General features: G+C 71.3%; 21 protein-coding genes. 14 read left to right on the top strand and 7 right to left on the bottom strand.

The features are described 5' to 3' along the window. Positions 1-90, bottom strand: a 90-nt coding sequence (locus ACGFH8_RS14030) for an NAD-dependent epimerase/dehydratase family protein (protein WP_387204081.1), incomplete at its 3' end; no start/stop codon positions are given. Positions 91-251: 161 nt separating this feature from the next. Between ACGFH8_RS14030 and ACGFH8_RS14025 the strand changes: the two genes are divergently transcribed. The 7 genes from ACGFH8_RS14025 to ACGFH8_RS13995 all read left to right on the top strand — a co-directional run bounded on the left by ACGFH8_RS14025 (position 252) and on the right by ACGFH8_RS13995 (position 8,360). Continuing rightward, on the top strand, positions 252-1,520 hold the full coding sequence (locus ACGFH8_RS14025) for a hypothetical protein (RefSeq protein ID WP_393366988.1): 1,269 nt from the start codon (positions 252-254) through the stop codon (positions 1,518-1,520). Position 1,521: 1 nt separating this feature from the next. Continuing rightward, positions 1,522-2,373 carry a glycosyltransferase gene (locus ACGFH8_RS14020; RefSeq protein WP_393366986.1) on the top strand — a complete coding sequence of 284 codons (852 nt, stop codon included), beginning with the start codon at positions 1,522-1,524 and terminating at the stop codon, positions 2,371-2,373. Then, positions 2,370-3,449, top strand: coding sequence for a glycosyltransferase family 4 protein (locus tag ACGFH8_RS14015; RefSeq protein ID WP_393366984.1), 1,080 nt, complete (start codon positions 2,370-2,372; stop codon positions 3,447-3,449). The genes ACGFH8_RS14020 and ACGFH8_RS14015 overlap by 4 nt, the downstream gene beginning before the upstream one ends. Before the next feature lie 64 nt (positions 3,450-3,513). Continuing rightward, a complete protein-coding gene (locus ACGFH8_RS14010) occupies positions 3,514-4,428 on the top strand; it encodes a glycosyltransferase family 2 protein (protein ID WP_393366982.1) in 915 nt (304 codons plus the stop codon). After that, a complete protein-coding gene (locus ACGFH8_RS14005) occupies positions 4,428-5,285 on the top strand; it encodes a glycosyltransferase family 2 protein (protein WP_393366980.1) in 858 nt (285 codons plus the stop codon). Before ACGFH8_RS14010 ends, ACGFH8_RS14005 begins: the two co-directional genes overlap by 1 nt. Positions 5,286-5,398: 113 nt before the next feature. After that, on the top strand, positions 5,399-6,697 hold the full coding sequence (locus ACGFH8_RS14000; protein ID WP_393366978.1) for an acyltransferase family protein: 1,299 nt from the start codon (positions 5,399-5,401) through the stop codon (positions 6,695-6,697). A gap of 55 nt (positions 6,698-6,752) precedes the next feature. Next, positions 6,753-8,360 (top strand): hypothetical protein, encoded by a 1,608-nt coding sequence (locus ACGFH8_RS13995; protein ID WP_393366977.1) that lies wholly within the window; start codon positions 6,753-6,755, stop codon positions 8,358-8,360. Between the two features lie 39 nt (positions 8,361-8,399). Here the strand turns inward: ACGFH8_RS13995 and ACGFH8_RS13990 are convergent, their stop codons facing one another. The 4 genes from ACGFH8_RS13990 to ACGFH8_RS13975 all read right to left on the bottom strand — a co-directional run bounded on the left by ACGFH8_RS13990 (position 8,400) and on the right by ACGFH8_RS13975 (position 13,637). Beyond that, positions 8,400-8,858 carry a GtrA family protein gene (locus ACGFH8_RS13990; RefSeq protein ID WP_393366975.1) on the bottom strand — a complete coding sequence of 153 codons (459 nt, stop codon included), beginning with the start codon at positions 8,856-8,858 and terminating at the stop codon, positions 8,400-8,402. Between the two features lie 258 nt (positions 8,859-9,116). After that, positions 9,117-10,682, bottom strand: a complete 1,566-nt coding sequence (locus tag ACGFH8_RS13985) for a DUF2142 domain-containing protein (protein ID WP_393366973.1) — start codon at positions 10,680-10,682, stop codon at positions 9,117-9,119. 142 nt (positions 10,683-10,824) lie between these two features. Next, positions 10,825-12,360 carry an O-antigen ligase family protein gene (locus ACGFH8_RS13980; protein WP_393366971.1) on the bottom strand — a complete coding sequence of 512 codons (1,536 nt, stop codon included), beginning with the start codon at positions 12,358-12,360 and terminating at the stop codon, positions 10,825-10,827. A gap of 86 nt (positions 12,361-12,446) precedes the next feature. Next, positions 12,447-13,637: a hypothetical protein gene (locus tag ACGFH8_RS13975; protein WP_393366969.1), complete on the bottom strand. Its 1,191-nt coding sequence runs from the start codon at positions 13,635-13,637 to the stop codon at positions 12,447-12,449. A 161-nt stretch (positions 13,638-13,798) separates the two neighbouring features. Here ACGFH8_RS13975 and ACGFH8_RS13970 point away from each other — a divergent pair, with 161 nt between their 5' ends. From ACGFH8_RS13970 to ACGFH8_RS13940, 7 genes are all read left to right on the top strand, one after another. Next, positions 13,799-14,650, top strand: coding sequence for a MurR/RpiR family transcriptional regulator (locus ACGFH8_RS13970; protein WP_393366967.1), 852 nt, complete (start codon positions 13,799-13,801; stop codon positions 14,648-14,650). 16 nt (positions 14,651-14,666) lie between these two features. Beyond that, complete coding sequence (gene hutU / locus ACGFH8_RS13965; protein ID WP_393366965.1) at positions 14,667-16,352, top strand: urocanate hydratase; 1,686 nt, start codon at positions 14,667-14,669, stop codon at positions 16,350-16,352. After that, positions 16,349-17,551, top strand: coding sequence for an allantoate amidohydrolase (locus tag ACGFH8_RS13960; RefSeq protein ID WP_393366964.1), 1,203 nt, complete (start codon positions 16,349-16,351; stop codon positions 17,549-17,551). Before hutU ends, ACGFH8_RS13960 begins: the two co-directional genes overlap by 4 nt. Beyond that, on the top strand, positions 17,542-18,909 hold the full coding sequence (locus ACGFH8_RS13955) for a formimidoylglutamate deiminase (RefSeq protein WP_393366963.1): 1,368 nt from the start codon (positions 17,542-17,544) through the stop codon (positions 18,907-18,909). The genes ACGFH8_RS13960 and ACGFH8_RS13955 overlap by 10 nt, the downstream gene beginning before the upstream one ends. Beyond that, positions 18,906-20,105: an imidazolonepropionase gene (hutI, locus tag ACGFH8_RS13950; protein WP_393366962.1), complete on the top strand. Its 1,200-nt coding sequence runs from the start codon at positions 18,906-18,908 to the stop codon at positions 20,103-20,105. Before ACGFH8_RS13955 ends, hutI begins: the two co-directional genes overlap by 4 nt. Further along, a complete protein-coding gene (gene hutH / locus ACGFH8_RS13945) occupies positions 20,102-21,640 on the top strand; it encodes a histidine ammonia-lyase (RefSeq protein WP_393366960.1) in 1,539 nt (512 codons plus the stop codon). Before hutI ends, hutH begins: the two co-directional genes overlap by 4 nt. Before the next feature lie 104 nt (positions 21,641-21,744). Next, positions 21,745-22,968 carry a DUF6891 domain-containing protein gene (locus ACGFH8_RS13940; protein WP_393366958.1) on the top strand — a complete coding sequence of 408 codons (1,224 nt, stop codon included), beginning with the start codon at positions 21,745-21,747 and terminating at the stop codon, positions 22,966-22,968. A 31-nt stretch (positions 22,969-22,999) separates the two neighbouring features. Here the strand turns inward: ACGFH8_RS13940 and rdgB are convergent, their stop codons facing one another. Both rdgB and rph read right to left on the bottom strand, forming a co-directional pair. Further along, complete coding sequence (gene rdgB, locus ACGFH8_RS13935) at positions 23,000-23,617, bottom strand: RdgB/HAM1 family non-canonical purine NTP pyrophosphatase (RefSeq protein WP_393366956.1); 618 nt, start codon at positions 23,615-23,617, stop codon at positions 23,000-23,002. A 52-nt stretch (positions 23,618-23,669) separates the two neighbouring features. Further along, on the bottom strand, positions 23,670-24,395 hold the full coding sequence (gene rph / locus ACGFH8_RS13930; protein ID WP_393366954.1) for a ribonuclease PH: 726 nt from the start codon (positions 24,393-24,395) through the stop codon (positions 23,670-23,672). Between the last annotated feature and the right edge of the window lie 21 nt (positions 24,396-24,416).

Below are 24,416 nucleotides of genomic sequence, written 5' to 3'. Positions count from 1 at the left end.
GCCGTCGGCACTGCCGAGGGGCTTGCCCAGCAGCAGGCGAACGTACTCCGACCCGATGAATCCGGCTCCGCCGGTGACGAGGATCCTCACGGGTCCGAGAGTCTACGCCGACGGATTGGCGTCGACGGCAGGTGTTTCGGCATTATCGGGTGGAGCCGACCGGGCGATTGCAGGTGCAACGGCCGTCCGGTAGAAAGTGCCAGCGAAGTACGACTTGTCGTACCCGCACAAATCGCATCTATGGGGGGCGAGTGGACGGCGTGTCGCTGGTCAATACTGCTCGGCCGTCGCCGAGCCCCGGCACGAAACCATCGCCCGGACGCCGCCTGCTGGCCCTGCTGCGGAAACTCGTCGCACCCGAACGTCTCTACATCGGCGCTCTCGGGCTGACCGGGCTGGCGGCGGTCCTGTCGGTGGCCCTGCCGCCGGCCGAGCGCGGTGAACTGTCCGCGAACATGGTGAGCGCGACGCTCGGCGCGGCCGTCGGTGGTCTGTCCCTGGACACCTTCCTGCTGTCCCGTCCGGGCGGCTGGGTCTTCTCCCGGGGACGCCCCTGGGTCCTCGCCATGTTGGGGGCCTCGGTCCTCCTCTCCGTCGTGGCCGCCGCGGTGCTCACCACGGTGGCCGGGCTCGGCAGCTATCTGGTCGGCATGGGGTCCGCGGCCGGTCTGACGATCTTCAACACGGTCTCGTCGATCGCGCTGCGCCAGAAGGGCTTCCTGGTCGTCTACGCGATGCGCGCGGCGAGCGGGGCGGTCCTGGTCGGTGGCTACGTGGCGCTGTACTTCGCCGGCTACCTGGACGGCGGCCTGTGGAGCATGGTGTGGCTGGTCGTCCAGTGGGTCAGCGCGCTGTCCGTGTGCGCCCTGGTGCTGGGGATGCTCCGGCGGATCGGGCCGGCGCCACGGCCGGAGGCGACAGCGGTGGACTACCGCGCCGACCTGGCCGCCGTCGGCAACCTGCACCTGGGGATCTTCGCCCAGATGATGACGCTGCGGTTCAACCAGATCCTGGTGGCCAGATTCGTCGGCGCCGGCCCACTCGGCGTGTACGCGCTGGCGGTCGCCGCGCTGGAGTTCGCGCAGGCGGGTGCCGTCGTACGGGCGCAGCGGATCCTGGCCAGCCGGGACGGCGACGGCGGCCCCGACCCCACCCGAGCTGTGGTCACCGCTGCTCTGCCGGTCGCCCTGGCCGCTGTCCTCGGGCTCGGTGTGCTGGGCTACCTCCAGCCGGAGTACCGGTACGCCTGGATCCTCGGTCTTGTCCTGCTGCCCGGTTCACTGGCCACCGCGGCCGGCAAGAGCTGGAGCGCCCTGCTGTTGAAGAGGCGGGGCGAGCGGGCGACGACCGTGGTCGCACTGATCACCCTCGGGTTCGCGATTCCCGCATACTTTGCGATCATCCCGTGGGCGGGTGTGATCGGGGCGGCGATCGCCTCGACGCTCGCCTACGCCGTACACGCCTTCGCCTCCAGAGCAAGCCTGCGACGAGCACAGTCGCCGAATCATGGGACGGTTTGACATGGATGTCTCGATCGTTGTCCTCGCCTGGGAGGACTTTGAGCGCACGCGCGCCTGCGTCCTGTCGCTGCCGGCGGAGGCGGAGATCGTTGTCGTCGACAACGGCAGCTCGATGCACATTCAGGAGTCGTTGAGCGCGTTCTGCGCCGAGCAGGGTGTCCGGTACGTCCAGTCCGGCTCGAACCTGGGGTACGCGCGGGGGATGAACCTCGGCGTGCGCCACACCAGCCGGGCGAACGTGATCCTCTCCAACAACGACATCATCGTGCACGAGGACGCCGTGGCACGCCTGCTGACCGCTCTCGAGGACCCGAAGGTGGGCGCGGCCTTCCCGGGCGTGGTCACCCCGTCCGGTGTGTCACAGACCGAGGGTGGGCGGTTCCTGGGCCTGGGCGTGGGTCTCGCCCACGCCACCGGGCTGAGCATGGTGCTGCCGAACCTGCGGATCGTCGCGCCGCCGGAGAAGGCGGACTGGCTGACCGGCCCCTTCGTCGCCATGCGCCGCGAGACCTTCGACGCCATCGGCGGCGTCGACGAGACCTCGTTCTTCTACTCCGAGGACATGCGGCTCTGCTGGGCCGTCCGCCAGCAGGGTCTGGGGCTGGCGTACGTGCCGGAGGCCGTGATCATGCACGAGGACGACGCGACCGCCAAGCGGCGCTGGTCCGAGGAGGAGATCTCCGAGCGCCGGACCCGGGAGTTCATCCGGGCGAGCCGGACCATGGGTGGCACGCGCGGTCGCATCGCCACGACGGCGTACGTGGGCGGGGTGCTGCTGCGCGCCGCGGTGGGCGGTAACCCGGTTCGCCGCGCCATCGCGAAGGGCGCCGTCGAGGGGCTGCGTACCTCGTGAAGGTGTTGTTCGTCTGCACCACGGGTGGTTCCGGACGGCGGCAGCTCGGTGGCGCCGAACGCATCCTGACGGAGATCATCCCGGCTCACGCACGAACGGGCGTCGACGTCATCGCCGCCACCTCGGACGACGAGGTGGGCTACGCGCTTCGCGAGGCTGGGGTGCCGTGGGTCAGCCTCAGCGCGACCAGCCGGATCGACCTCGCGTACGCGCGGGAGATCCGCCGCCTGGTCGACGAGGTGCAGCCGGACGTGGTCTGCGCCCACCTGCTGTCCGCCGCCATGCACTCCCGGGCGGCGCTGAGCATGGGACGCCGGCGGATCCCGCTCGTCGTCACCCTGCACAACAGCCTGTGGCAGTACCGGGACACCGCCGGGTCGTTCCAGCAGAAGGCGCTCATCCAGTCCAACATCACGCTGGACCTGGCCATGCGTCGGGCCCGTCCACACGCGACGGTGGCGGTCTCCGAGTTCGAGGCCGCCGAGCTGCGTGACCGTGGTGGCGTCAAGAACATCCACGTGATCCCGAACCCGCTGCCCGTCACCTGGCCGAGCCCGAAGCCCGCGCACCTGCCGGGGCCGGGTCGACGGCCGGTGGTCGGCTATCTCGGCCGGCTGGAGAAGGAGAAGGGCGCGGATCTCCTGCCCGAGATCGCCTCCCTCCTCCCGGACCTGGACTTCAAGGTCGCCGGGGCGGGTTCCATGGCGATCGATCCCAGGCCCAACCTCGACCTCGTCGGCCGGGTCACCGCCGCGGACTTCCTCCAGGAGATCGACTGCCTCGTGGTGCCGTCCCGGGTCGAGTCCTTCGGGCTCAGCGCGCTGGAGGCGTTGTCCCTCGGCGTACCCGTGGTGCACACCGGGGCCGGCGGTCTGGCCGAGGTCACCCGACACGCGACGGGCACCCTGGCGTTCCAGGCGGACCTCGCGCCCGCGGCGCTCGCCGGTGCCATCCGGGAAGCCGTCAACCGGCGGGCCGTCGACGAGGGGCAGCGGGTGGCCGAGTGGTACGCCCAGGAGTACGCCTTCGACAGGTGTGTGCAGCGGTGGCAGAGCTTGTACAGGTCCCTGCTGTGACGGGTGCGCCGCCGGCCAACAGATCGTCCGCGCGTGACAAGCAAACGATGAGGGGGGTGTCCGAGTGGCAGAGACGCTGACGATCGTCACGGTCCTCTACCGGTCCAGCGACATGCTCGCGGAGACGCTTCCGACGTGGGTACGCGCCGCCGACGGGCTGCCGGTGAAGTTCATCTTCGCCGACAACTGGCCGGAGGACGAGTGCGCCAAGGTCATCGCCAGGTGCCTGGACGACGACAGGTACGAGTATCTGCCCGACTCGTCGAACCCCGGGTTCGCCGCGGGCTGCAACCGCGCCGTCGCGCCGGTGCGGACAAGCCATGTGCTGCTGCTGAACCCGGACGTCTGGTTGCCGGAGGACGCGCTGGTTCGTCTCTTCGCCAGCATCGAGGCGGATCCCGAGAGTCCCATCGCGGTGGGTCTCGCGATGCACGGCGGCGAGTACGTCGGCATCGATCTGCACCCGGTCTCGCTCTTCATCGACAGGTCGGCGACGGTGCCACGCGGCCCGCTCGGTCCGTCCGGCGGCGCGGCAGTCTTCCCGACCGCGCTCTTTCACCGTTTCGGCGGTTTCTACGAGCACCTGTTCGCCTGGGGTGAGGACGCCGACCTCGCCTTCCGCATGTATGCCGAGGGCCTGCGGACCCGGCGGCTGGACTTCATGCTCCCGCACGCCGGCGGTCACAGTGTCGAGGGCGACAACAAGCTTCAGGGATTCCGGGCGTTTCTCCTGGCCCGCAATCGACTGCTGGTCGCCGCGCGGACCTTCACCTGGCCGCTGATGCTCGTCGCGATTCCGGTTCTCGCGCTGGCGCACCTGGCACTGGCTGCCCGGCGGGCCCGTCAGGGCCTGCTCCGACCCTTCCTGCGTGGCGTGGGACGTGGCCTGGTGGAGGGGCCCGCGGCGCGCCGGCAGTGGAAGGGCAAGCGATTCGGTTATGCATCCCTGGTCAGCTATCTGAAAGTTCGGAGCGCGTGATGGCAGGACAACCGTGGAGCGTCGTAACGGTCACCTACAACTCCGCGGACACGCTCCGGCGGTGCTGGGGCGGTGCCAAGCCGTACGAGTGGATCGTCGTCGACAACGACTCCGCTGACGACTCGGTCGCCGTGGCCGAGGAACTGGGCGCACGGGTCATCCGGCTCCCGGAGAACGTCGGCTTCTCCAAGGCCAACAACGTCGGCGTACGCCAGGCCGCGGGCGAGTACGTGCTGTTCGCCAACCCCGACCTGGAGATCGAGCCGGCCGGGTTCGTCACGATGCAACGCCACCTGGACCTGCACGGCGGCCTTGTCGCACCCCAACTGCTGGGGACCGACGGCATCCCCCAACCCAACGGCCGTGGCTTTCCGTACGCCACCGCCAAGTTGGGCAACCGGAAGATCTGGCCGCTGTCGCAGATGCACGCGAACTACCGGGTGGTGGCGGACCCCGGCGAGGCCGTCTACGTGGCCTGGGTGATGGGCGCGGCGGTCGCGGCCCGCACCGCGGACTTCGTCGCCATGGGCGGGTGGAACGAGCGGTTCTTCCTCTACTACGAGGACCACGAGCTGGGGCTGCGCGCGTGGCGGCACGACATGCCCGTGGTGCTGCTCGGCGACGTGCGGTGGACCCACCACTGGGCCCGTGCGACGAACTCGTTCCAGTGGTCGCGGGCGCACACCCTGGAGTTGCAGAGCGCGCGGACGTTCTTCGGCCTGTTCCCCGAGTTCGTGGTCGGGCTGCCGACTGCCGCCCGGCGTAACCCGCAGGCGGCACGCCTGATCGGTACCCCGGTGCCCGCGCAGCGCGACGGATCACTGCCCAGCTCGACCCAGCCGGCCGGCACGAACTAGGCCGCGAACCCGCCGCGGTGCACCGATCCTTTCGCGAGATAGACGGTGCACGGTGCCTCGAGTTGCAGGTATTACCCAGGACTCGTGCTTCTTCTCGTTCGGGACGGTCATCAGTGCTCTCACTCCTCCAACGCGCCGTGCGGCAGTCGACGGCGTCGACTCCCCTGGCGACGGCCTACAGCGGGCGCGCGAACAGCTTCGGGGCCCTCCGACTCGCATTCGCGCTCGCCGTGGTGCTGTCGCACTCGGCGGCCCTCGGCTTCGGGCGTCCGCTCATGCCGCGGATCGACCTGGGAGCCTTGGCGGTGGCGGGCTTCTTCGCGATCTCCGGGTTCCTGATCGTCCGCTCCGGCCGGCGCAGCTCGATACCGCGCTTCCTGTGGCACCGCGCCCTGCGGATCTGGCCCGGCCTGTGGGTCTGCCTTCTGTTCACGGGTCTGGTTGTCGCGCCCCTGCTCTACCTCGACCGGCACGGCACCGTCGACGGCCTGTGGCGGAGTCCGGGTGGCGTGCTGGACTACCTGCGACTGAACTGGTGGGGCGGGCTGCGTCAGTTCGGCATCGCCGACGTTCTGGTGGGCGACACGCCGTACTGGCGGTGGCAGGGCGGCAACACGATCAACGGGTCGCTGTGGACCCTCGCCTACGAGTGCTTCTGCTATCTCATCGTGGCCGTCCTGGCCGCACTCACCATCCTGCGTCGGCAGCTCCGCTGGCTCCCGCTCCTCGCCCTCGTTGTCGTCTTCGGGGTGCTCTGCTGGAACTACTACCAGGCCGGCGTGCCTGGACAACAGGTGTGGACGACTGGCGAGATCGGGCCGCTTCCGCTGCTCGGCGCACTTCGGGAGGACTCGTTCCTCTGGTACGGGTTCATGTTCCTCGCGGGCGGGGTCGCCGAGCTCTACAGCGACCGGATGCCGATCAACGACCTGCTCGGCGTGCTCTCCCTCGTGGTCATCGGCTGGTTCGCCGCGACCGGGAACTTCTTCGGCCCGGGGTTGCTCGCCTACGCGTACGTCATCTTCTGGCTCGCCGTGCGGCTGCCGCGTGCGCTGCACCGGATCGGGAAGGTCAACGACTACTCGTACGGGTTGTACATCTACTCCTTCGTGGCCCAACAGGTCATGGCCAAGTTCGGCGTCCAGGCGATCGGTCTCGCCGGCTTCTTCGTCGTCAGCGCCCTGGTCAGCACCGGGCTCGCGGTGCTCTCCTGGCATCTGGTCGAGAAGCAGGCACTGAAGCTGAAGAACTGGACGCCTGAGGCGTTGCGGGAGCGACCCGAGGAACCGGCACCCCCGCGGGACGGCGGCATGACCCCGAACCCGTCGAACGGAAGCGTCGCGGCGTCGCCCCTGGCCGGCCGAGCACCGGATTTCGGCCCGGCACCGGCCACGGCACCAGCCGTTGGTTGACGGGCACCCGACCCGTCCGCCCGACCGTTTCGTCGACAGCAGGAAGAGGCTCCGCATGGCGACCGACCTTGCCCCCCAAGGGGTGGGCGATGACCTGGCGTCGCAGCCCACATCCAGACGCCGCGCGATCCCGTGGGACTGGATCGCCGTCGCCGCCCTCGTCGCCCTGATCCCGGTCGTGCACGACCTCAAGACGATGCTGACGGCGCCGTACTGGCTCGACGAGGCCTGGGTGGCGCTTTCGGTACGGTTCCCACTCGGCGACCTGCCGGTTACCACCTCGTCGACCCCGATCGGGTGGAGCCTCCTCCTCCGGCTGGTCCCCGACCAGGACTACCTGCGGGTGGTGACGCTGCTCTTCCACGCGCTCACGGTCGGCGCCGCGTACGCGCTCGGTCGGTTGGTGCACCCGGCGGGGCGGCGTACGGGGATCGTGGCGGGCCTCGTCTGCGGCGCCGCGGTGCTGCTCCTTCCGACCCAGCAGGTCCGTCACGACCTGAAGCAGTACTCCGCCGATGCCTTCGTCGCGGTGGGGCTGCTCGCACTGACCGCGTGGACGGAGCGGGGTTGGTCCCGGCAGCGGTTGGGGATTCTCGCCGCCGCGATCGGTGTGGGGATGTTCGTCAGCCAGACGACCGCCATCGTCGCTCCATGTGTGCTTGGGGGGCTGTTCCTGGCCACCGCGGTTCGGCGGCAGTGGGCACGGCTCATCGAGGTGACAGTGGCCGGGTTCGGCGCAGCGCTCGCCGCGGCGGCCGTCTACCTCACCTTCTCGGCACGAGCGCGAAGCGGCGCGATGCAGGAGTTCTGGGCCGCATACTTCCCCCGTCTCGGCGAGGTGCCCGGATACCTCGAGCAGCGGGGCGAGGCACTGACCCGGATCTTCGGCGCGCCCGTGTCGCTCGTCCTGTGCCTGTTCGTCGTTGGCGTCGTGACGTTCGTGCGGTGGGGCCGCCCCGCCACCGCGATTGCGGTGCTTCTGCTGCCGCCAGTGGTGATCACCTTGGGTGTCTCGAAAATCTATCCGCTGTTGGATTGGCGCACCTCGCACTTCATCTTCGTGACAGTCGCGGCGGTCGCGGGTGTCGGACTTGGCGGGCTGGCGCACCTGGCAGCCGCGATCGCCCAGCGGGTGTACCGCCGTCTGCCGACCACCATCGCGACCGCGACGGTCTGCGCGGTCCTGGTCGGGGCCTTCGCTGTCCACAACAGCCAGTGGTACCGGTTCGACGGGGATGAGGCCGGGCTCGAAAGCACCCCCATCGCCATGACGGACGTCCGCGAACAGACCCGGTACGTCAACGCGCACCGCGCGAAGAACGACGTCGTCGTCCTGAGCTATGCGGCTGCGTACGGCTTCGCGTTCTACTCCACCCGGGACCACGTCGGCCTGGTGGCCCCCTACGGCAACACGGTCGGCTGGTGGGTCGACATGCCCGCCGACTCCGTGGTCGTGGTCACGGGGTTGGACGAGAAGGCCGTTCGGGGCGGACTTGGTCGGGCGCTGACGCTGGCCGGGGAACGCGGTGGCGCGCGTGTCTGGCTGATCCGATCCTTCGTCGTCGGCGAGGAAGTGGGCTCCTGGCAGTCGGCGCTCGCCGACTACCGCGTCGAGCAGATGACCAACGGGGTGGAGCCGGTTGTCGTGGTCAGCGAGAACTGACGCCTTCGGCACAGCGCGCGAGTTGCTGACTGTTCATCGTCAATTCACTTCGGCGGGCGTCTCCGGGCGGACGAACACCCACACCCGGTAGAGGGTGAAGTTGACGACCGTCATCACGGCGAGCACGCCGATGCGGGCGGTCAGATAGTGGGCGCCGAGCCCCACGAGCGCCGTCACCGACGAAACCGTGATGATCCAGTTCGACACCGCCAGGACCAGGTATCGCCGCAGTTGCCGGACGGCCGAGCCGTTGGCAGCAAAGACCCACTGCCGGTTGAGCACGAAGTTGAGCACGAACGAGAGGACAACGCCGCACAGGGTCGCGGCCGGCAGCCACACGTCGAACAGACCATGCAACACCCAGAGCGTCCCCGCGTCGACTGCAAAGCTCGCCCCGCCGGTGGTAACAAACCTGGCCAGACTGAACGCGATCAACCACGGACGCGTGCGAGTGCGGGTGATCGGCGCCTCGGCGGAGGAGTTCACGGGGAGGGTCACGGGCGGATTCTACGGGTGCCGATCGTGCTGGAGTGAATGGGGTTCCCGTTAGGAACGGACGCTCCGAGCCCGATAAATGGTCCGGAAAAGGTGGAATTCCAGCCGCGGCAAAGCATCCCGCAAGCAGTTTCGGTGGCCGGCTCTCATCCGATCAGAGCCACGCCGAAGTCGCGCTGCGGCGAGACGAGAAGGGGCGGACCGGGTCTTCCCGGTCCGCCCCTTCTTCGCGTTCTCGGTATGCCTAAGGCCCCAGCAGGATCAGTTGGGCAGCGCCGGTATCGGAGCGTCGTGCGCGCCGGGCCGTTCCGTCTTGCCGGACGCCGGTTCGGAGGCCACGTCGACCAGGTCGCGCCCTGGTGCCGCGGGGTCACCCGAGTGACCATCTTCGTGGATCACGTCTGGCCCGAGCCCTCTCAGGCCGATGGAGTAATAGACGACGAACAGGATGGCGGCGCCCACGGCCATGGCGATCGGAAGAATCGAGCCCACCGCCGGTTGCCACGATCCACCGATCGGGTTGAAGGACGGGGGCTTGTCGACGGGGATGCCTCGCTGATACCGAATCATCGTGAAGCAGAGGGCAACGAGATGCATCGGCAGGAGGACGATCGCGAAGAGCCGAGCCAAACGCGGGGCCAGGTCGAACGGGATGCGATCGGCCAACAGATAACCGGCGAGGATCGGCACACCCACGAGCATGGGCAGCAGGTACCGACCCTGCGAGATGAACCCGTACTCGTTGACGTTGAAGGCCTCGAGCAGGATCGGCACGACAAGTCCCAGGCCGGCCAGCCCCAGCACCCGCCACCTGTCGACAGGTCGCCCGACGGCGAGGGCGAGCAGGACCACGACGCCGAGGGCCATCCACCACGCGAGGTGGACCACAACGGGGAGCGACGTGTCGAGCCAGCCCATCACGCCGACCAGTTCGGCGAGTGTGGCCGGCAACTCCCGGATGAACTCGTACTTCAGGATGTCGTCCATGCCCAGCGGCGCGTCCGGTGGAAACGGGACGATCTCCTGCGTGCGTCGCCACAGGGTCCAGGCGACGCCGACCAGCCCGGCCACCGCCCAGACCCCCGCGAGCCACCACGTGCGGCGGTTGCGAACCAGGGCCACATAACGGGACCGGCCGAGCGGCACCAGCAGGACGGCCACGATGATCGCGAACCAGAGTGGGCCAGCCGATCGCACGTTCAGCATCACGATGCCCGCGACACCGGCAAGCCACCAGGCGGACCGCGACCGACCGGCCCCGTCCGGCTCCAACAGGAGCGCGATGAGTGCCATCACCAGGCCTGCGCCGGCGGCGATCTCCACACCGTTCGGATTGACCGCTCCGCCGAGGTGGGCGGTCATCGGCGTGAGCGCGACGATCAGCCCGGCCAACGCTCCGCGTCGGCGCATCGAGAGGGCGACCAGAGTCGCCCAACCGAACAGGCCGGCGACAAGTGCGGCGTTCAGCAGTCGGGCGGCGATCACACCAGCCATGTCCGGAGAGATGGCGAGCGGCCAGCCGGTCACCAGGTAGTAGGCCGGGTTGTAGCGACCCGCCGAGTTGTCGACCAGAACCAGGGTCTCGTCACCACCGGGCTTTCCGCTGGCGCAATCAGCGGCGACGGACAGCTTGCGGGCGAAGCAGGCGTCGGGCGGGAGGCTCAGCGGGACCTGCTCGGCCGCGCCGTTCGCGGCCAGATCCGGTGTGATCTGCCCGGACGACACGCTGTATCCCTGCCACAGATGGGCTACCTCGTCCGGCGCGCCGTTGTAGGGAACGGCCAGCCCCCAAGCCGCGAACAGGAGGAAGTAGGCGACGAATGGCACTGATCTCCAGGCGATTGTCCTGGCCCTACCCGCACCCGCGAAACGCTGGTTCAACTGCACTCGGCTCGACGACACGCGTGGCAGCATAACGTGAACCGGGCAACGCCATTCTCCTGCGCCGACGCCCCCACGAAGGTCCGTGTCAAAGCCCGCGGCCGGCGGGCACGTCGACCCCGGCGCGGTCTTCTCCTTGCTGGGTGCGTTGCCTCGCTACGGTGTGCCCCGCCGGTCGCCGGAACGGCCAGGTGAAGCCGCCAGCACCCGCGGCGCCCAGGCCGACAGCCAGGAGGAGTACGGCCACGGCGGGCAGCCACAGCCACACGTCGAAGAAGAAGATCTGCGCGGCGAACCCAACCATGACCAGTCGGGCGACGAGCGACCGGAAACGCCACCACAGCGTCAGCAGCAGACCGAGAAGGCTGACCAGGCCGACCAGGCCGTAGTTGTACCAGGTGCTCAGGTAGGTGTTGTCGAGCACCTGCGCCTGCCCGTCGCTGATCCCGACGTTCTCCAGGTAGCGCACGCTGGACTCCGGTCCGTTGCCGAAGACGACCGTGGACCAGTTGCGGGTGATGCCGTCCCACGCGACGTCGATGCGGTTGAAACGGGCGTTCGCGCTGGCGGACTCCAGCGGGTCCGACATTCGTGACCCGGCGACGCCGACCGAGCCAGCCGAGTTCTGGGAGGAGTTCGCCGAACCGGGATTGGAGCCGGGGCTTGTCGGCGTCGGGCTGACCCAGGCCGGGGACTCTGTGTCCGGGCCGACCCCGAAGGTCGACGGACTGACCGCCACGGCGGCGAAGGCGATCGCGCCGATCGCGACCGTGCTGAGCACGCCGTGCCAGGAGAGCTTACGGAGTTGCAGGACCAACCAGATCCCGAGCGCGAGGACCAGGCCCACCCAGGCGCTCCGCGTGCCCGACAGCACCAGCCCCACGAGGTTGGCGGTGAAGGGGACGTACCAGTAGCGGCCCCGAATGGTCAGTGCCACGAGCGCCATGGCCATGGCGAAGGAGCCGTAGACGATCGGGTGACCGAAGATCCCCGCCGCCCGGGTCGGGTCGAACGCCGACGTGTAGGTCCAGTCGTACGCGAACTGGTCGAAGAAAGGCCACGTGCCGGTGACGGTCTGGTACTTGGCGAACACCGCGACGGCGACGCTGACCCAGGTGAACGCCTCGGCGATGCGCAGGATCAGCTTCGGGTTACGACGCGCTTCCTCGACGAGATGCCAGCCCAGGACGCCGAAGCACAACAGCGGCGCGGCGCCGACCACCACCGGCTTGATCCCGTGCCAGTGCGCCAGGCCCGCGATCACGGCGCAGAGCGGGAGTAGGAGGACCGCGCCGAGCACCCGGGGCGGCCATCCGTCGCGTTCGGCGCGGTGCAGCCGCCCCCAGACCGCGAGGACGAAGAGGACGAGCAACAGCGTGTACGAGGGATTTGTCGGGTAACCGAAATTGACTGTCACCGGGACCAGGAATGCCACCACGAAGATGGCCCAGGTGATGCGGACCGGCTCCCACAGCGCCCAGCCCAGCAGGGCGCCGGCGCCCACGGCGAGCGCGAGATCCCACCTGCCGACCACCAGGAACGCAACTGCCAGCAGCAGGAGGCACGAGCTGAGGAAGCGCGCGGGGCGCCCCATGTCGTTGAGCCGGTCAGTCAACACTCGCACCGTGCGATAGTACGGATCAGCCGGCGAGATCGGGCGCCGGCCTTCGGGAAAATCGCTGCCCAGGCCTCGAGGTCGCGCGTCGGGTGTCAACTGTACCGACGCCACACGTCACGCAGCGCCTCCCAGTTGCCCCCGATGCCGGTCTCACAGGGCGTTTCGAGGAAGAAAGCGCCGTCGACGTCGTCCCGGTCCCACCAGAGGCCGCAGACCGCCTGGCCGTCCGTGGCCTTGTAGGCGTACTCGACGTAGCTGCCGGCCGCCCCGGTCGTGCCGCCGGTCGTCTGGGTCGCCCCCTTCAGGCCGGGGGCGAACGCACCGGCAACGGCGTTGAGCTGCTGGCGGTTCGTGCGGGCCAGGTCCTTCTGGGGCCGTTCCGGATAGAGCACGAAGTGCAGCCACAGGCCACCGTAGGGGCAGGAGATGTGGCGCTCCTCGTTCGGCGGCAACGGCGGGCCACCGGCACTGTTGTAGACCGTGCAGCCGCCGATGTCGGCCAGCCACGGCTCGCCCAGCGGGGCCAGATCGCCGACGAACTTCGCCTTGTTGATCGAGAGCTGGGTCGCCTTGAAGGGCGAGAGGGAGGCGGTCCCGGACGGCGAGGGGGAGGCACTCTCGTCGGCGCTCCCGCGCAGGGCGTAACCCGCGACGCCGGCGACGAGCGCGAGCGCCAGCCCACCGGCGATCCACGTCCAGCTCAGGCCTTTCCGGACGACCCGGACCGGTGCGATCCGCCGACCGGACATCGCTGGCTCACGGTCGTACGGGGTCAGCCCTCCGGAGGAGGGCACCGCCGAGATCGGTGGGGACGGCTCGGCCCTCCACGGCACCTGCGGATACAGTGCCAACTGCTGTGTCGACCCCACAAGCGCGTCCTGCGTGCCACGCGGCAGGTCTTCGGTCGGGCCGCCGGCAGACACGGGAGTGCCACTGACCGGCGCGGCCGGAGCACTGACCGGCGCGTTGAGGTTCTCGATCCGGTAGTCCTGCTGCAGCAGCCCGAACAGGCGCTGCGGGGCGTCACCCTGGTCGTCGCCGTAGGCAACCCACGGGTTCGCCGCGGTCAGGTCGGCCTCCTCGTAGGGGGAGCCGCCGGGCGCGTCAGCCAACATCCGGACGGCGTAGGCGAAGGCGTCGCGCCAGCGCGGGTCCGCCGCGGCGGGTCTGTCCAGCAGGACGACAGTCCTGGGTCGTCCCTGCTCGTCGACAGCGGCCCACGCCTTCCCCACCGGAGACGCGCCGAGCGCGTGGGTGAATCTGTAGGGACTTTCCGGCTGCATGCGCACTCCTCTGTCGAACTGCCGTCGGGATAGTACCGATCCGCACCGAGCACGGCGGGCCGCCTTCACCGCGCGCCCGTGGCGGTACGACGGCCGGCGGAAGCCGCTCGTACGCCGCACCGGTGTTGCCCGTTGAAAGTTTTCATGCATAGAGTCACGGCGTGAATGAAGGAGCTGTCGGGGTGTCGGTCGAGCAGGTGCTCGACCTGTTCGACGGGGTGCGGCTGACTCCCACCCAGCGCCGGATCGCGCACTGCCTCGTGCAGCACGCTCCCGCCGTGGCGTACCTGTCCGCCGCCGAGGTCGCCGAGCTGGCCGGGGTCAGCCAGCCGTCGGTCACCCGGTTCGCCGTCGCGCTCGGCCACGACGGATACCCGGCGCTGCGCCGCCGGCTGCGGGACCTGACCGTCGCGGCGCCGGCCGGATCGGACGACGCCGGCAACGAGCTACAGCAGGCGGTACGCGCGGAGATGGGAAACCTGGACCGGCTGGCCGGCCAGCTCGCCGACACCGAACGGATCGCCGAGACCGGGCGGTTACTCGCCCGGAGCCGCCCGCTGCCGGTGCTCGGCCTGCGCGCCGCCGCGCCGCTGGCCGCGTACTTCGCCTACTTCGCGGCGAAGGTGCACCCGGACGTGCGGGTGCTCGACGACGGCGGCAGCCTGCTCACCGACCGCCTGGAGCAGGCCGCCGAGGCCGGGGCGTCGGCCCTGCTCGCCTTCGTCCTGCCCCGCTACCCCCGGGAGACCATGGACGCGCTCCGCGACGCCCGTGACGCCGGGTTGACCGTGGTGGCGATCACCGACTCACCGGTCAGCCCCGCCACCGAGCACGCCGACGTGGTGCTGTCGGCGGCGGTCGGCGCGCAGCTCGTCTTCGACCTGCACACCGCCCCGATGACCCTGGCCATGGTGTTGTTACAGGCGATCTGCGACGCCGCACCGGCCGACACCCAACGCCGACTGGAGGCGTTCGAGGCCTCCGCGGCCCGCCGTCAGTTGTTCCGCGGATGACCGGAGGAGACCCGAGATGACCCAGCCCGTCCGTGCCGCACGGGGCAACCAGCTCACCGCCCGCGGGTGGCAGCAGGAGGCCGCCCTGCGGATGTTGATGAACAACCTCGACCCGGCGGTGGCCGAGCGCCCCGACGACCTGGTGGTCTACGGCGGCACCGGGAAGGCGGCCCGGGACTGGCCGTCGTACCACGCGTTGGTCCGCACGCTCACCGACCTGCGCGAGGACGAGACGATGCTCGTGCAGTCCGGCCGCCCGGTGGGCGTGCTGCGGACCCACGAGTGGGCGCCCCGGGTGCTGCTGGCCAACTCCAACCTGGTCGGCGACTGGGCGACCTGGCCGGAGTTTCGCCGGTTGGAGCAGCTCGGCCTGACCATGTACGGGCAGATGACCGCCGGTTCGTGGATCTACATCGGCACCCAGGGCATCCTCCAGGGCACCTACGAGACGTTCGCGGCGGTGGCCGCGAAGATCGCCGGCGCCCGCGGCGACGGGCCGGGGCTCAGCGGGGGCGACCTCGCGGGCACGCTCACACTGACCGCCGGCTGCGGTGGGATGGGCGGCGCGCAGCCGCTCGCGGTCACCATGAACGGCGGCGTCTGCCTGATCGTCGACGTGGACCGCACCCGGCTCGACCGGCGGGTGCACGACCGCTACCTGGACGAGGTCGCCGACTCGCTCGACGACGCGGTCCGACGGGTGCTCGACGCGAAGCGGGACCGACGCGCGCTCTCCGTCGGCGTGGTCGGCAACGCCGCCGAGGTGTTCCCCGAGTTGCTGCGTCGCGGTGTCGAGGTCGACGTCGTGACCGACCAGACAAGCGCCCACGACCCGCTGTCGTACCTGCCGGTGGGGGTGGAGCTGGCCGACGCCCGGGACTACGCGCGGGCGAAGCCGGCCGAGTTCACCGACCGGGCCCGCGCGTCGATGGCGACGCACGTCGAGGCCATGGTCGGCTTCCTGGACGCCGGCGCCGAGGTCTTCGACTACGGCAACTCGATCCGCGGCGAGGCACAGCTCGCCGGATACCAGCGCGCCTTCGACTTCCCCGGTTTCGTGCCCGCGTACATCCGGCCGTTGTTCTCCGAGGGCAGGGGCCCGTTCCGGTGGGCGGCGCTCTCCGGCGACCCGGCCGACATCGCGGCCACCGACCGGGCCATCCTGGAGTTGTTCCCGGACAACGAGCCGTTGGCCCGGTGGATCAGGCTGGCCGGCGAGCGGGTCGCCTTCCAGGGCCTGCCGGCCCGGATCTGCTGGCTCGGCTACGGCGAGCGGGACCGGGCGGGTGTGCGGTTCAACGAGATGGTCGCCTCCGGTGAACTCTCCGCCCCGGTCGTCATCGGTCGGGACCACCTGGACGCCGGCAGCGTGGCCAGCCCGTACCGGGAGACCGAGGCGATGGCCGACGGCTCCGACGCGATCGCCGACTGGCCGCTGCTCAACGCCCTTGTCAACACGGCCAGCGGCGCCTCCTGGGTGTCCATCCACCACGGCGGCGGGGTGGGCATCGGCCGGTCGATCCACGCCGGGCAGGTCTGCGTCGCCGACGGCACCGCCCTCGCCGGGCAGAAGATCGAGCGGGTGCTCACCAACGACCCGGCGATGGGCGTGATCCGGCACGTCGACGCCGGCTACGACATCGCCCGCGACGTGGCGGCCCGCACCGGCCTGCGCACGCCCATGGCCGAGGGATCCGCGTGAGCGACGACCTGCCCGGCCGGTTCCGGGCGTTGTGGGACGAGATCGCGCCGGTCGGGCGGGACGCCGACAGCGGCGGCTACCTGCGGTACGCGTTGACCGAGCCGGAGCGGGAGCTGCGCGCCTGGTTCCGGGCACAGGCCGAGCGCCGCGGCATGCCCGTCAGCGAGGACGGCAACGGCAACCTCTTCGCCCACTGGGGTGACCCGCGGGCATCCGACGCGGTGCTCACCGGCAGCCACTTCGACTCCGTGCCGCACGGCGGGGCGTACGACGGGCCGCTCGGCATCGTCAGCGCGTTCCTCGCCGTGGACGAGCTACGCGCCCGCGGTGTCACCCCGAATCGCCCGCTGGTGCTCGCGGCGTTCGTGGAGGAGGAGGGCGCGCGCTTCGGCGTACCGTGTCTGGGGTCGCGGCTGCTCACCGGGGCGCTGTCGGCCGAACGCGCGGCCGGCCTGCGCGACGCGGCCGGGGTGAGCTTCGCCGAGGCGCTCGGCGGGCGGCCGGCGGGCGCCCGCCCGGAGCTGTTGGGCCGGATCGGCGCGTTCGTGGAGCTGCACGTCGAGCAGGGCCGCGCGCTTGTCGGGACGGACGCGCCGGTCGCGGTGGCGAGCGCGATCTGGCCGCACGGCCGGTGGCGCTTCGAGGTCGTCGGCGAGGGCAACCACGCGGGTACGACCCGGATGGCCGACCGCCGCGACCCGATGCTCACGTACGCGTTCACGGTGCTGGCGGCCAACAAGGAGGCCCGGCTGCGCGACGCGCACGCCACCGTGGGCCGGGTCGCCGTCGAGCCCAACGCCACGAACGCGATCCCGTCGAAGGTGACCGGTTGGCTGGACGCGCGGGCGGCCGACGCGCAGACGCTGTCCGGGCTTGTCGAGGCGGTGTGGGGCAAGCTCACCGAGCGCGCCCGTCGCGACGGTACGGCGGTGACTGTCACCGAGGAGTCGGCGACGCCGCTTGTCGCGTTCGACGGCGGTCTGGCCGGACGGCTGGCCACGCTGCTGGACGCGCCGGTGCTGCCGACCGGTGCCGGGCACGACGCCGGGGTGCTCGCCGCGCACCTGCCCACGGCGATGCTGTTCGTCCGTAACCCGACCGGGGTGTCGCACTCCCCCGCCGAAGCCGCGACCGACGACGACTGCGCCGCCGGGGTACGCGCGCTGGCCCGGGTGCTGGAGGAGCTGACATGCCTGTGACACCCGCCCGCTGGCTCGCCGAGTACGCCTGGCTGCCCGAGCACGCCGAACCGACTCCCGACGTGCTGATCGAGGTCGAGGACGGCCGGATCACGGCGGTGACGCCGCTGACCCCCGGCAGCAGGCCACCGGCCGGGGTCGACGTGTACGCCGACGCCGTGCCGCTGCCCGGCCTGACCCTGCCCGGCCTGGCAAACGTTCACTCGCACGCCTTCCATCGGGCGCTGCGCGGGCGTACCCACGGCGGTCGGGGCGACTTCTGGACCTGGCGGGACCAGATGTACGCGGTGGCGGACCGGCTGGACCCGGACACCTACCTCGCCCTGGCCCGCGCGGTCTACGCCGAGATGGCGCTCGCCGGGATCACGTGTGTGGGCGAGTTCCACTATCTGCACCACCGGCCCGACGGTGGCGCCTACGACGACCCGAACGCGATGGGCGCGGCGCTTGTGGAGGCGGCCGCGCACGCCGGGATCCGGCTCACACTGCTGGACGCCTGTTACCTGACCTCCAGCGTGGACGGTCAGTCCCTCGCCGGGCCGCAGCGCCGCTTCGGTGACGGCGACGCGGCCCGCTGGGCCGAGCGGGTGACGGCGTTCCAGCCGGCGGACTCGCACGTGCGGGTCGGCGCGGCGGTGCACTCGGTGCGGGCGGTTCCGGCCGACCAGCTCCGCACGGTCGCCGACTGGGCCCGGGACCGGCGGGCGCCGCTGCACGTGCACCTCTCCGAGCAGCCCGCCGAGAACGACGAGTGCCGGGCGGTGCACGGGCGTACGCCCACCGCGTTGCTGGCCGAGCACGGCGTGCTCGGGCCGGACACCACCGCCGTGCACGCCACGCACCCGACGAGCGCCGACCTGACAGTGCTCGGGGACAGCCGGACCGGGGTGTGCCTCTGCCCGACCACCGAGCGGGACCTCGCCGACGGGATCGGCCCGGCCCGCCGGATGACCGACGCGGGAATCCGGTTGAGCCTGGGCAGCGACAGCCATGCCGTCATCGACCTGTTCGAGGAGGCCCGCGCGGTGGAGCTGGACGAACGGCTGCGAACCCGCCGCCGTGGCCACTTCGCACCCGCCGACCTGCTGACGGCGGCAAGCGTCACCGGGCACGCCGCCCTGGGCTGGGCCGACGCCGGCCGGATCGCCGTCGGTGCCCGCGCCGACCTGGTGACGGTACGGCTGGACGGCCCCCGTACCGCCGGTGTGCCGCCGGTGGGTCTGTTCTTCGCGGCCACCGCCGGTGACGTCGCGCAGGTGCTCGTCGACGGCCGCGTGGTGGTGGCCGAGGGCCAGCACCTGAGCGTGGACGTGCCCGCCGAGTTGGCCGCCGCTATCGAGGCGGTGACACGCCAATGAGCGGCAGTCTGCTCGTCGACAACATCGGGGAGTTGGTGACCAACGGCCCCGGCACGCGCCCGCTGGGCATCCGTCGGGATGCCGCGGTGCTCGTCGAGGAGGGCCGGGTGGCCTGGGTCGGGCCGTCCGCGACCGCGCCGGCCGCCGACCGGCGACTCGACGTCGGTGGGGCCGCCGTGCTGCCCGGCTTCGTGGACAGCCACGCCCACCTGGTCTTCGCCGGGGACCGGGCGGCCGAGTTCGCCGCCCGGATGGCCGGTGAGCCCTACACCGGCGGCGGCATCCGCACCACCGTCGGCGCGACCCGGGCCGCCACCGACGACGAGCTGCGGGCCACCGTGCGCCGGCTGCGCGGGGAGGCGCTGCGCCAGGGCACCACGACCATGGAGATCAAGAGTGGGTACGGGCTGACCGTCGCCGACGAGGCCCGCTCCCTGCGGATCGCCGCCGAGGTCACCGAGGACACCACGTTCCTCGGCGCGCACGTGGTCCCCGCCGAGTACGCCGACCGCCCGGACGACTACGTCGGGCTGGTCTGCGGGCCGATGTTGGCCGCCGCCGCCCCGCACGCGAAGTGGATCGACGTGTTCTGCGAGCGGGGCGCCTTCGACGTGGACCATTCGCGGGCCATCCTGGCCTGCGGGCAGGCCGTCGGGCTCGGTGTGCGGGTGCACGCCAACCAGCTCGGCCCCGGGCCGGGCGTGCAGCTCGGCGTGGAGCTGGGCGCGGCCAGCGTGGACCACTGCACCTACCTGTCCGACGCCGACGTCGACGCGCTCGCGTCGTCTCTGGTCGACTGCATGTGCCACGAGGGCCCGCACAGCAGCACTGTCGCGACCCTGCTGCCCGGCGCGGAGTTCTCCACCCGCTCGCCGTACCCGGACGCCCGGCGGCTGCTCGACGCCGGTGTCACGGTGGCGCTGGCGACGGACTGCAACCCCGGCTCGTCGTACACCTCGTCGATGGCGTTCTGCGTGGCCCTGGCGGTCCGTGAGATGCGGATGACCCCGGCGGAGGCGGTCTGGGCCGCGACCGCCGGCGGCGCGCGGGCCCTGCGCCGCGACGACATCGGCGTGCTCGTCCCCGGCGCGCGGGCCGACCTCATGATCTTGGACGCGCCGTCCTACCTGCACCTGGCCTACCGGCCCGGTGTCCCACTGATCCGCCAGGTAATACGCAACGGAGTTCCGCAATGACGAACGTGACCATCCAACCCACCGGGATCGCCGCCGAGGACGTGCTCGCGGTGGCCCGCGGCACCGCCACTGTCGTCCTCGCCCCGGCCACCATCGAGGCCATGGCGACCAGTCGGGCCATCGTGGACGGCATCGAGTCGTCGGGCCGCCCCGTCTACGGGGTCTCCACCGGTTTCGGGGCGCTGGCCAACACCTTCATCGCCCCGCAGCGGCGGGCCGAGCTGCAACACGCGCTGATCCGCTCGCACGCCGCCGGGGTGGGCGCCCCGATGCCGCGCGAGGTGGTCCGGGCCATGATGCTGCTGCGGGTCCGGTCCCTCGCGCTGGGCCGCTCCGGGGTCCGGCCGCTTGTCGCGGAGGCCCTTGTCGACCTGCTCAACCACGACATCACCCCGTGGGTGCCGGAGCACGGCTCGCTGGGCGCCTCCGGTGACCTGGCGCCGCTGGCGCACTGCGCGCTGGTGCTGCTCGGCGAGGGCTGGGTCCTCGGGCCCGGCGGCGAACGCCAGGACGCGGCGGACGCGCTGACCGCCGCCGGGCTCACGCCGATCGAGCTGGCCGCCAAGGAGGGGCTGGCGCTGATCAACGGCACCGACGGCATGCTCGGCATGCTGCTGCTGGCCATCCACGACGCGGCGCACCTGTTCGCCATGGCCGACGTGACGGCCGCGCTCGCCATCGAGGCGATGCTCGGCTCCGAGCGGCCGTTCCTGCCCGAGCTGCACGCCATCCGGCCGCACCCCGGTCAGGCGGCGTCGGCGGCGAACATCCACCGGCTGTTGCAGGACTCCCGGGTGATGGACTCGCACCGCGACGACCTGGCGCACGCCGTGCAGGACGCGTACTCGATGCGCTGCGCCCCGCAGGTGGCCGGCGCGGCCCGCGACACCCTGGACTTCGTCCGTACGGTCGCGGGCCGGGAGTTGGTGTCCGTGGTGGACAACCCGGTGGTGCTGCCGGACGGGCGGGTCGAGTCGACGGGCAACTTCCACGGCGCGCCGCTCGGCTTCGCCGCGGACTTCCTCGCCATCGCCGCCGCCGAGGTGGGCGCGATCGCCGAGCGGCGGGTGGACCGGCTGCTCGACGTCACCCGCTCCCGGGAACTGCCGGCGTTTCTCTCCCCCGACGCCGGGGTCAACTCCGGGCTGATGATCGCCCAGTACACGGCCGCCGGGATCGTCGCCGAGAACCGTCGGCTGGCCGCTCCGGCGTCGGTGGACTCCCTTCCCACGAGCGGGATGCAGGAGGATCACGTCTCGATGGGCTGGGCGGCGGCCAAGAAGCTGCGCACCGTGCTGGACAACCTCACAAGTCTGCTGGCGGTCGAGCTGCTGGCCGGCGTACGCGGCCTGCAACTGCGCGCCCCGCTGGAGCCGTCCCCGGCCGGTCGGGCGGCCGTCACCGCGCTCGGCCCGGCGGCTGGTGAGCCCGGCCCGGACGTGTTCCTCGCCCCGGTGATGGAGGCGGCCCGAGCGGTCGTCGCCGGGCCGGAGCTGCGGGCCGCCATCGAACGGGAGCTCGGCCCGCTGGGCTGACCTCCGTCGGGTCGCTGTCGTCCGCCGCGGGTCAGGCGGCGGACGGCAGCACCCGCTCTCACCTCGGCTCGTCCTGTCGGCGGGCACTGCTAGCGTTCGCCGTCGTGGAGATCGAGGAGCCTGCACTCACCGAACAGATCCGGGACTTCGTCCGCCGGCAGGTGGCACTCGGCGAGTTGCCGGCCGCCGCGATCGTCTCCCAGACGATGGAATACCTGTCCGACGAGACGGACCCGGCGGAGATCGAGGCCCGCGCCTGGCCGGTGGTGACCGAGGAGGTGGGCGCGCACCTCGCGGCCCAGACACACTGGCCGGAGGTCACCGACAACGATCGGCTCACCGCGGCCTTCCGGACGCTCTCGGCCGCTGGACTGGTGGCCCGGGAGAGCTTCAGCTGCTGCCAGAACTGCGGCACCGCCGAGATCGGCGACGAGGTGCCGCAGGGGCAGACCGTTCGGGGTTACGCCTTCTACCACCAGCAGGATGCCGAGAACGCCGTCGACGGCTCGGGACTCCACGTCGCGTACGGCCTGTTCGGCCAGCCGACGACGGCCGACATCGGCACGGAGGTGGCGGCGGCGCTGCGTGCCGAGGGCCTGACGGTGCACTGGGACGGCAGCACCGGCACCCGGATCGGGGTCCCGCTGACCTGGCAGCGACGCCGGGTGGGTCGACTGGCCGCGCTGCCCGTCACTGTCGACGACGACGTGGATCTCGACGTGGAGCTGCTCTCCCCGTGGACCGGGAGGTACGCCCCGACCGAGGGGCTGTCGTCGGCCGCCCGGCTCGCCGGCCTGCACCTGCCGTGGTTACCTGTCGGCGTGCGGATCCGGCTGACCCACCGGGACACCGCCGTCGTCGTACGACGGGAGGGGGACGCCCTGGTGGGCGCGTACCCGGAGCAGGGCGGGCGGGAGCTGACCGTCGGCCGGTTCGACGGCACGGAGCTGGTCCGCCGGTTGACCGACGGACCAGCGGGGGCGGTCGCCCGACCGGCCCCGCCCGATTTCCTCGAGGCGACCTACCAGTATCGGGACGACGCCCAGAAGGACGTGCCGCTGGACGCCGCCGAGGCCTGCCTTCTGCTGCGCGCGATGCGCCCGCTCAGCAGGGACTTCCTGACCGCGTTCGGCCGCTCCGGCGGCTGCGTGCAGGCCACCTGGGAGCGCGACGGGCTGTGGTTGGAGGAACTGGACACGGCCCAGGCCACGTCGACCGGCCGGATCGCCACCGTAGCCGAGGCCGAACGGATGCTCACCGTCCTCGCCACGGAGGACCGCGTCCCGATCGACGAGCTGGGCGGCGACCTCGTCACGAAGCACTGGTGACAGTCGACCGCGCCACCGCACCCGGTGCTGCTCAGGCGGCGGGCGGCAGCACCTTGGCGACCAGCTTGGCCAGCTCGCGCAGCGCCTTGCCCCGGTGGCTGATCGCGTCCTTCTCCGCCGGGGTCAGCTCGGCGTTCGTCCGGTCCTGTCCGTCGCCCAGGAAGATCGGGTCGTAGCCGAACCCGCCGTCACCGCGCGGAGCACGCAGCACCCGACCGGACTGCCGACCGTCGACGAGGTGCTCCTTGCCGCCGGGCAGCACCAGCGCCACCGTGCAGACGAACGAGGCCGCCCGCTGCTCGTCGGGCACGTCGCCGATCTGGTCCAGCACAAGCTGAAGGTTGGCCCGGTCATCGCCGTGCCGGCCGGACCAGCGGGCGCTGAACACCCCCGGCATCCCGTTGAGCGCGTCCACCGCGAGGCCGGAATCGTCGGCGATGGTCGGCAACCCGCTCTGCCGGCACCCCTCCCGCGCCTTGATCAGCGCGTTCTCGCCGAAGGTCAGGCCGGTCTCCGGCAGCTCCGCGTACTGCTCGACGTCGTCCAGCCCGAGCAGGGCGATCCGCTGCGCGCCGAGGGCGCCGTCCAGGATCCGCTGGAGTTCCACAAGCTTCTTACGGTTACGGGTGGCGAGCAGGACCTTGTTCATGCTGAAACACCTCTGTTCACGACTGCGGGGCTCGCAAGCTCACTCCTCGCGCTCACGCGAGTGCCTTCCGCTGGGCTTCGGCCAGATCCGCGCACCCGGCCACGGCCAGGTCGAGCAGGCTGTCGAGCTGGTCGCGGGCGAACACGCCCGCCTCGCCGGTGCCCTGCACCTCGACGAAGTCACCCGCACCTGTGCAGACCACGTTCATGTCCACCTCGGCGGCGACGTCCTCGGTGTAGCACAGGTCCAGCCGCGCCTCGCCGGCGATGATCCCCACGCTGACGGCTGCCACCGACCGGTGCATCACCTTCTCCGGCTTGCCGGCCAACGCCTTGCGGGCGGCGAGCCAGTTGACCGCGTCGTGCAACGCGACGTACGCGCCGGTGATCGCGGCCGTCCGGGTGCCGCCGTCGGCCTGGAGCACGTCGCAGTCGAGCACCACCGAGTTCTCGCCGAGCGCCTTGAGGTCGATGCTGGCCCGCAGGCTGCGGCCGATCAGCCGGGAGATCTCGTGGGTACGGCCACCGACCCGACCCTTGACGCTCTCCCGGTCGGAGCGGGTGTTCGTGGCCCGGGGCAGCATCGCGTACTCGGCGGTCACCCAGCCGAGCCCGGAACCCTTGCGCCAGCGGGGCACCCCCTCGGTGACGCTCGCCGTGCAGAGCACCCGGGTGCCGCCGAACTCGACGAGCACCGAGCCCTCCGGATGGGTGCTCCAGCCTCGGGTCAGGGTCACCGGTCGAAGTTGATTGGGCCCTCGCCCGTCAGGTCGCGCCATGCCTGCACCCTATGCGGTGCG

The organism is Micromonospora sp. NPDC049175 (assembly GCF_043197345.1).
Lineage (GTDB): Bacteria > Actinomycetota > Actinomycetes > Mycobacteriales > Micromonosporaceae > Micromonospora.
Note: the sequence above shows the minus strand (reverse complement) of the source record. Positions and strands in the feature narration are given on the sequence as shown.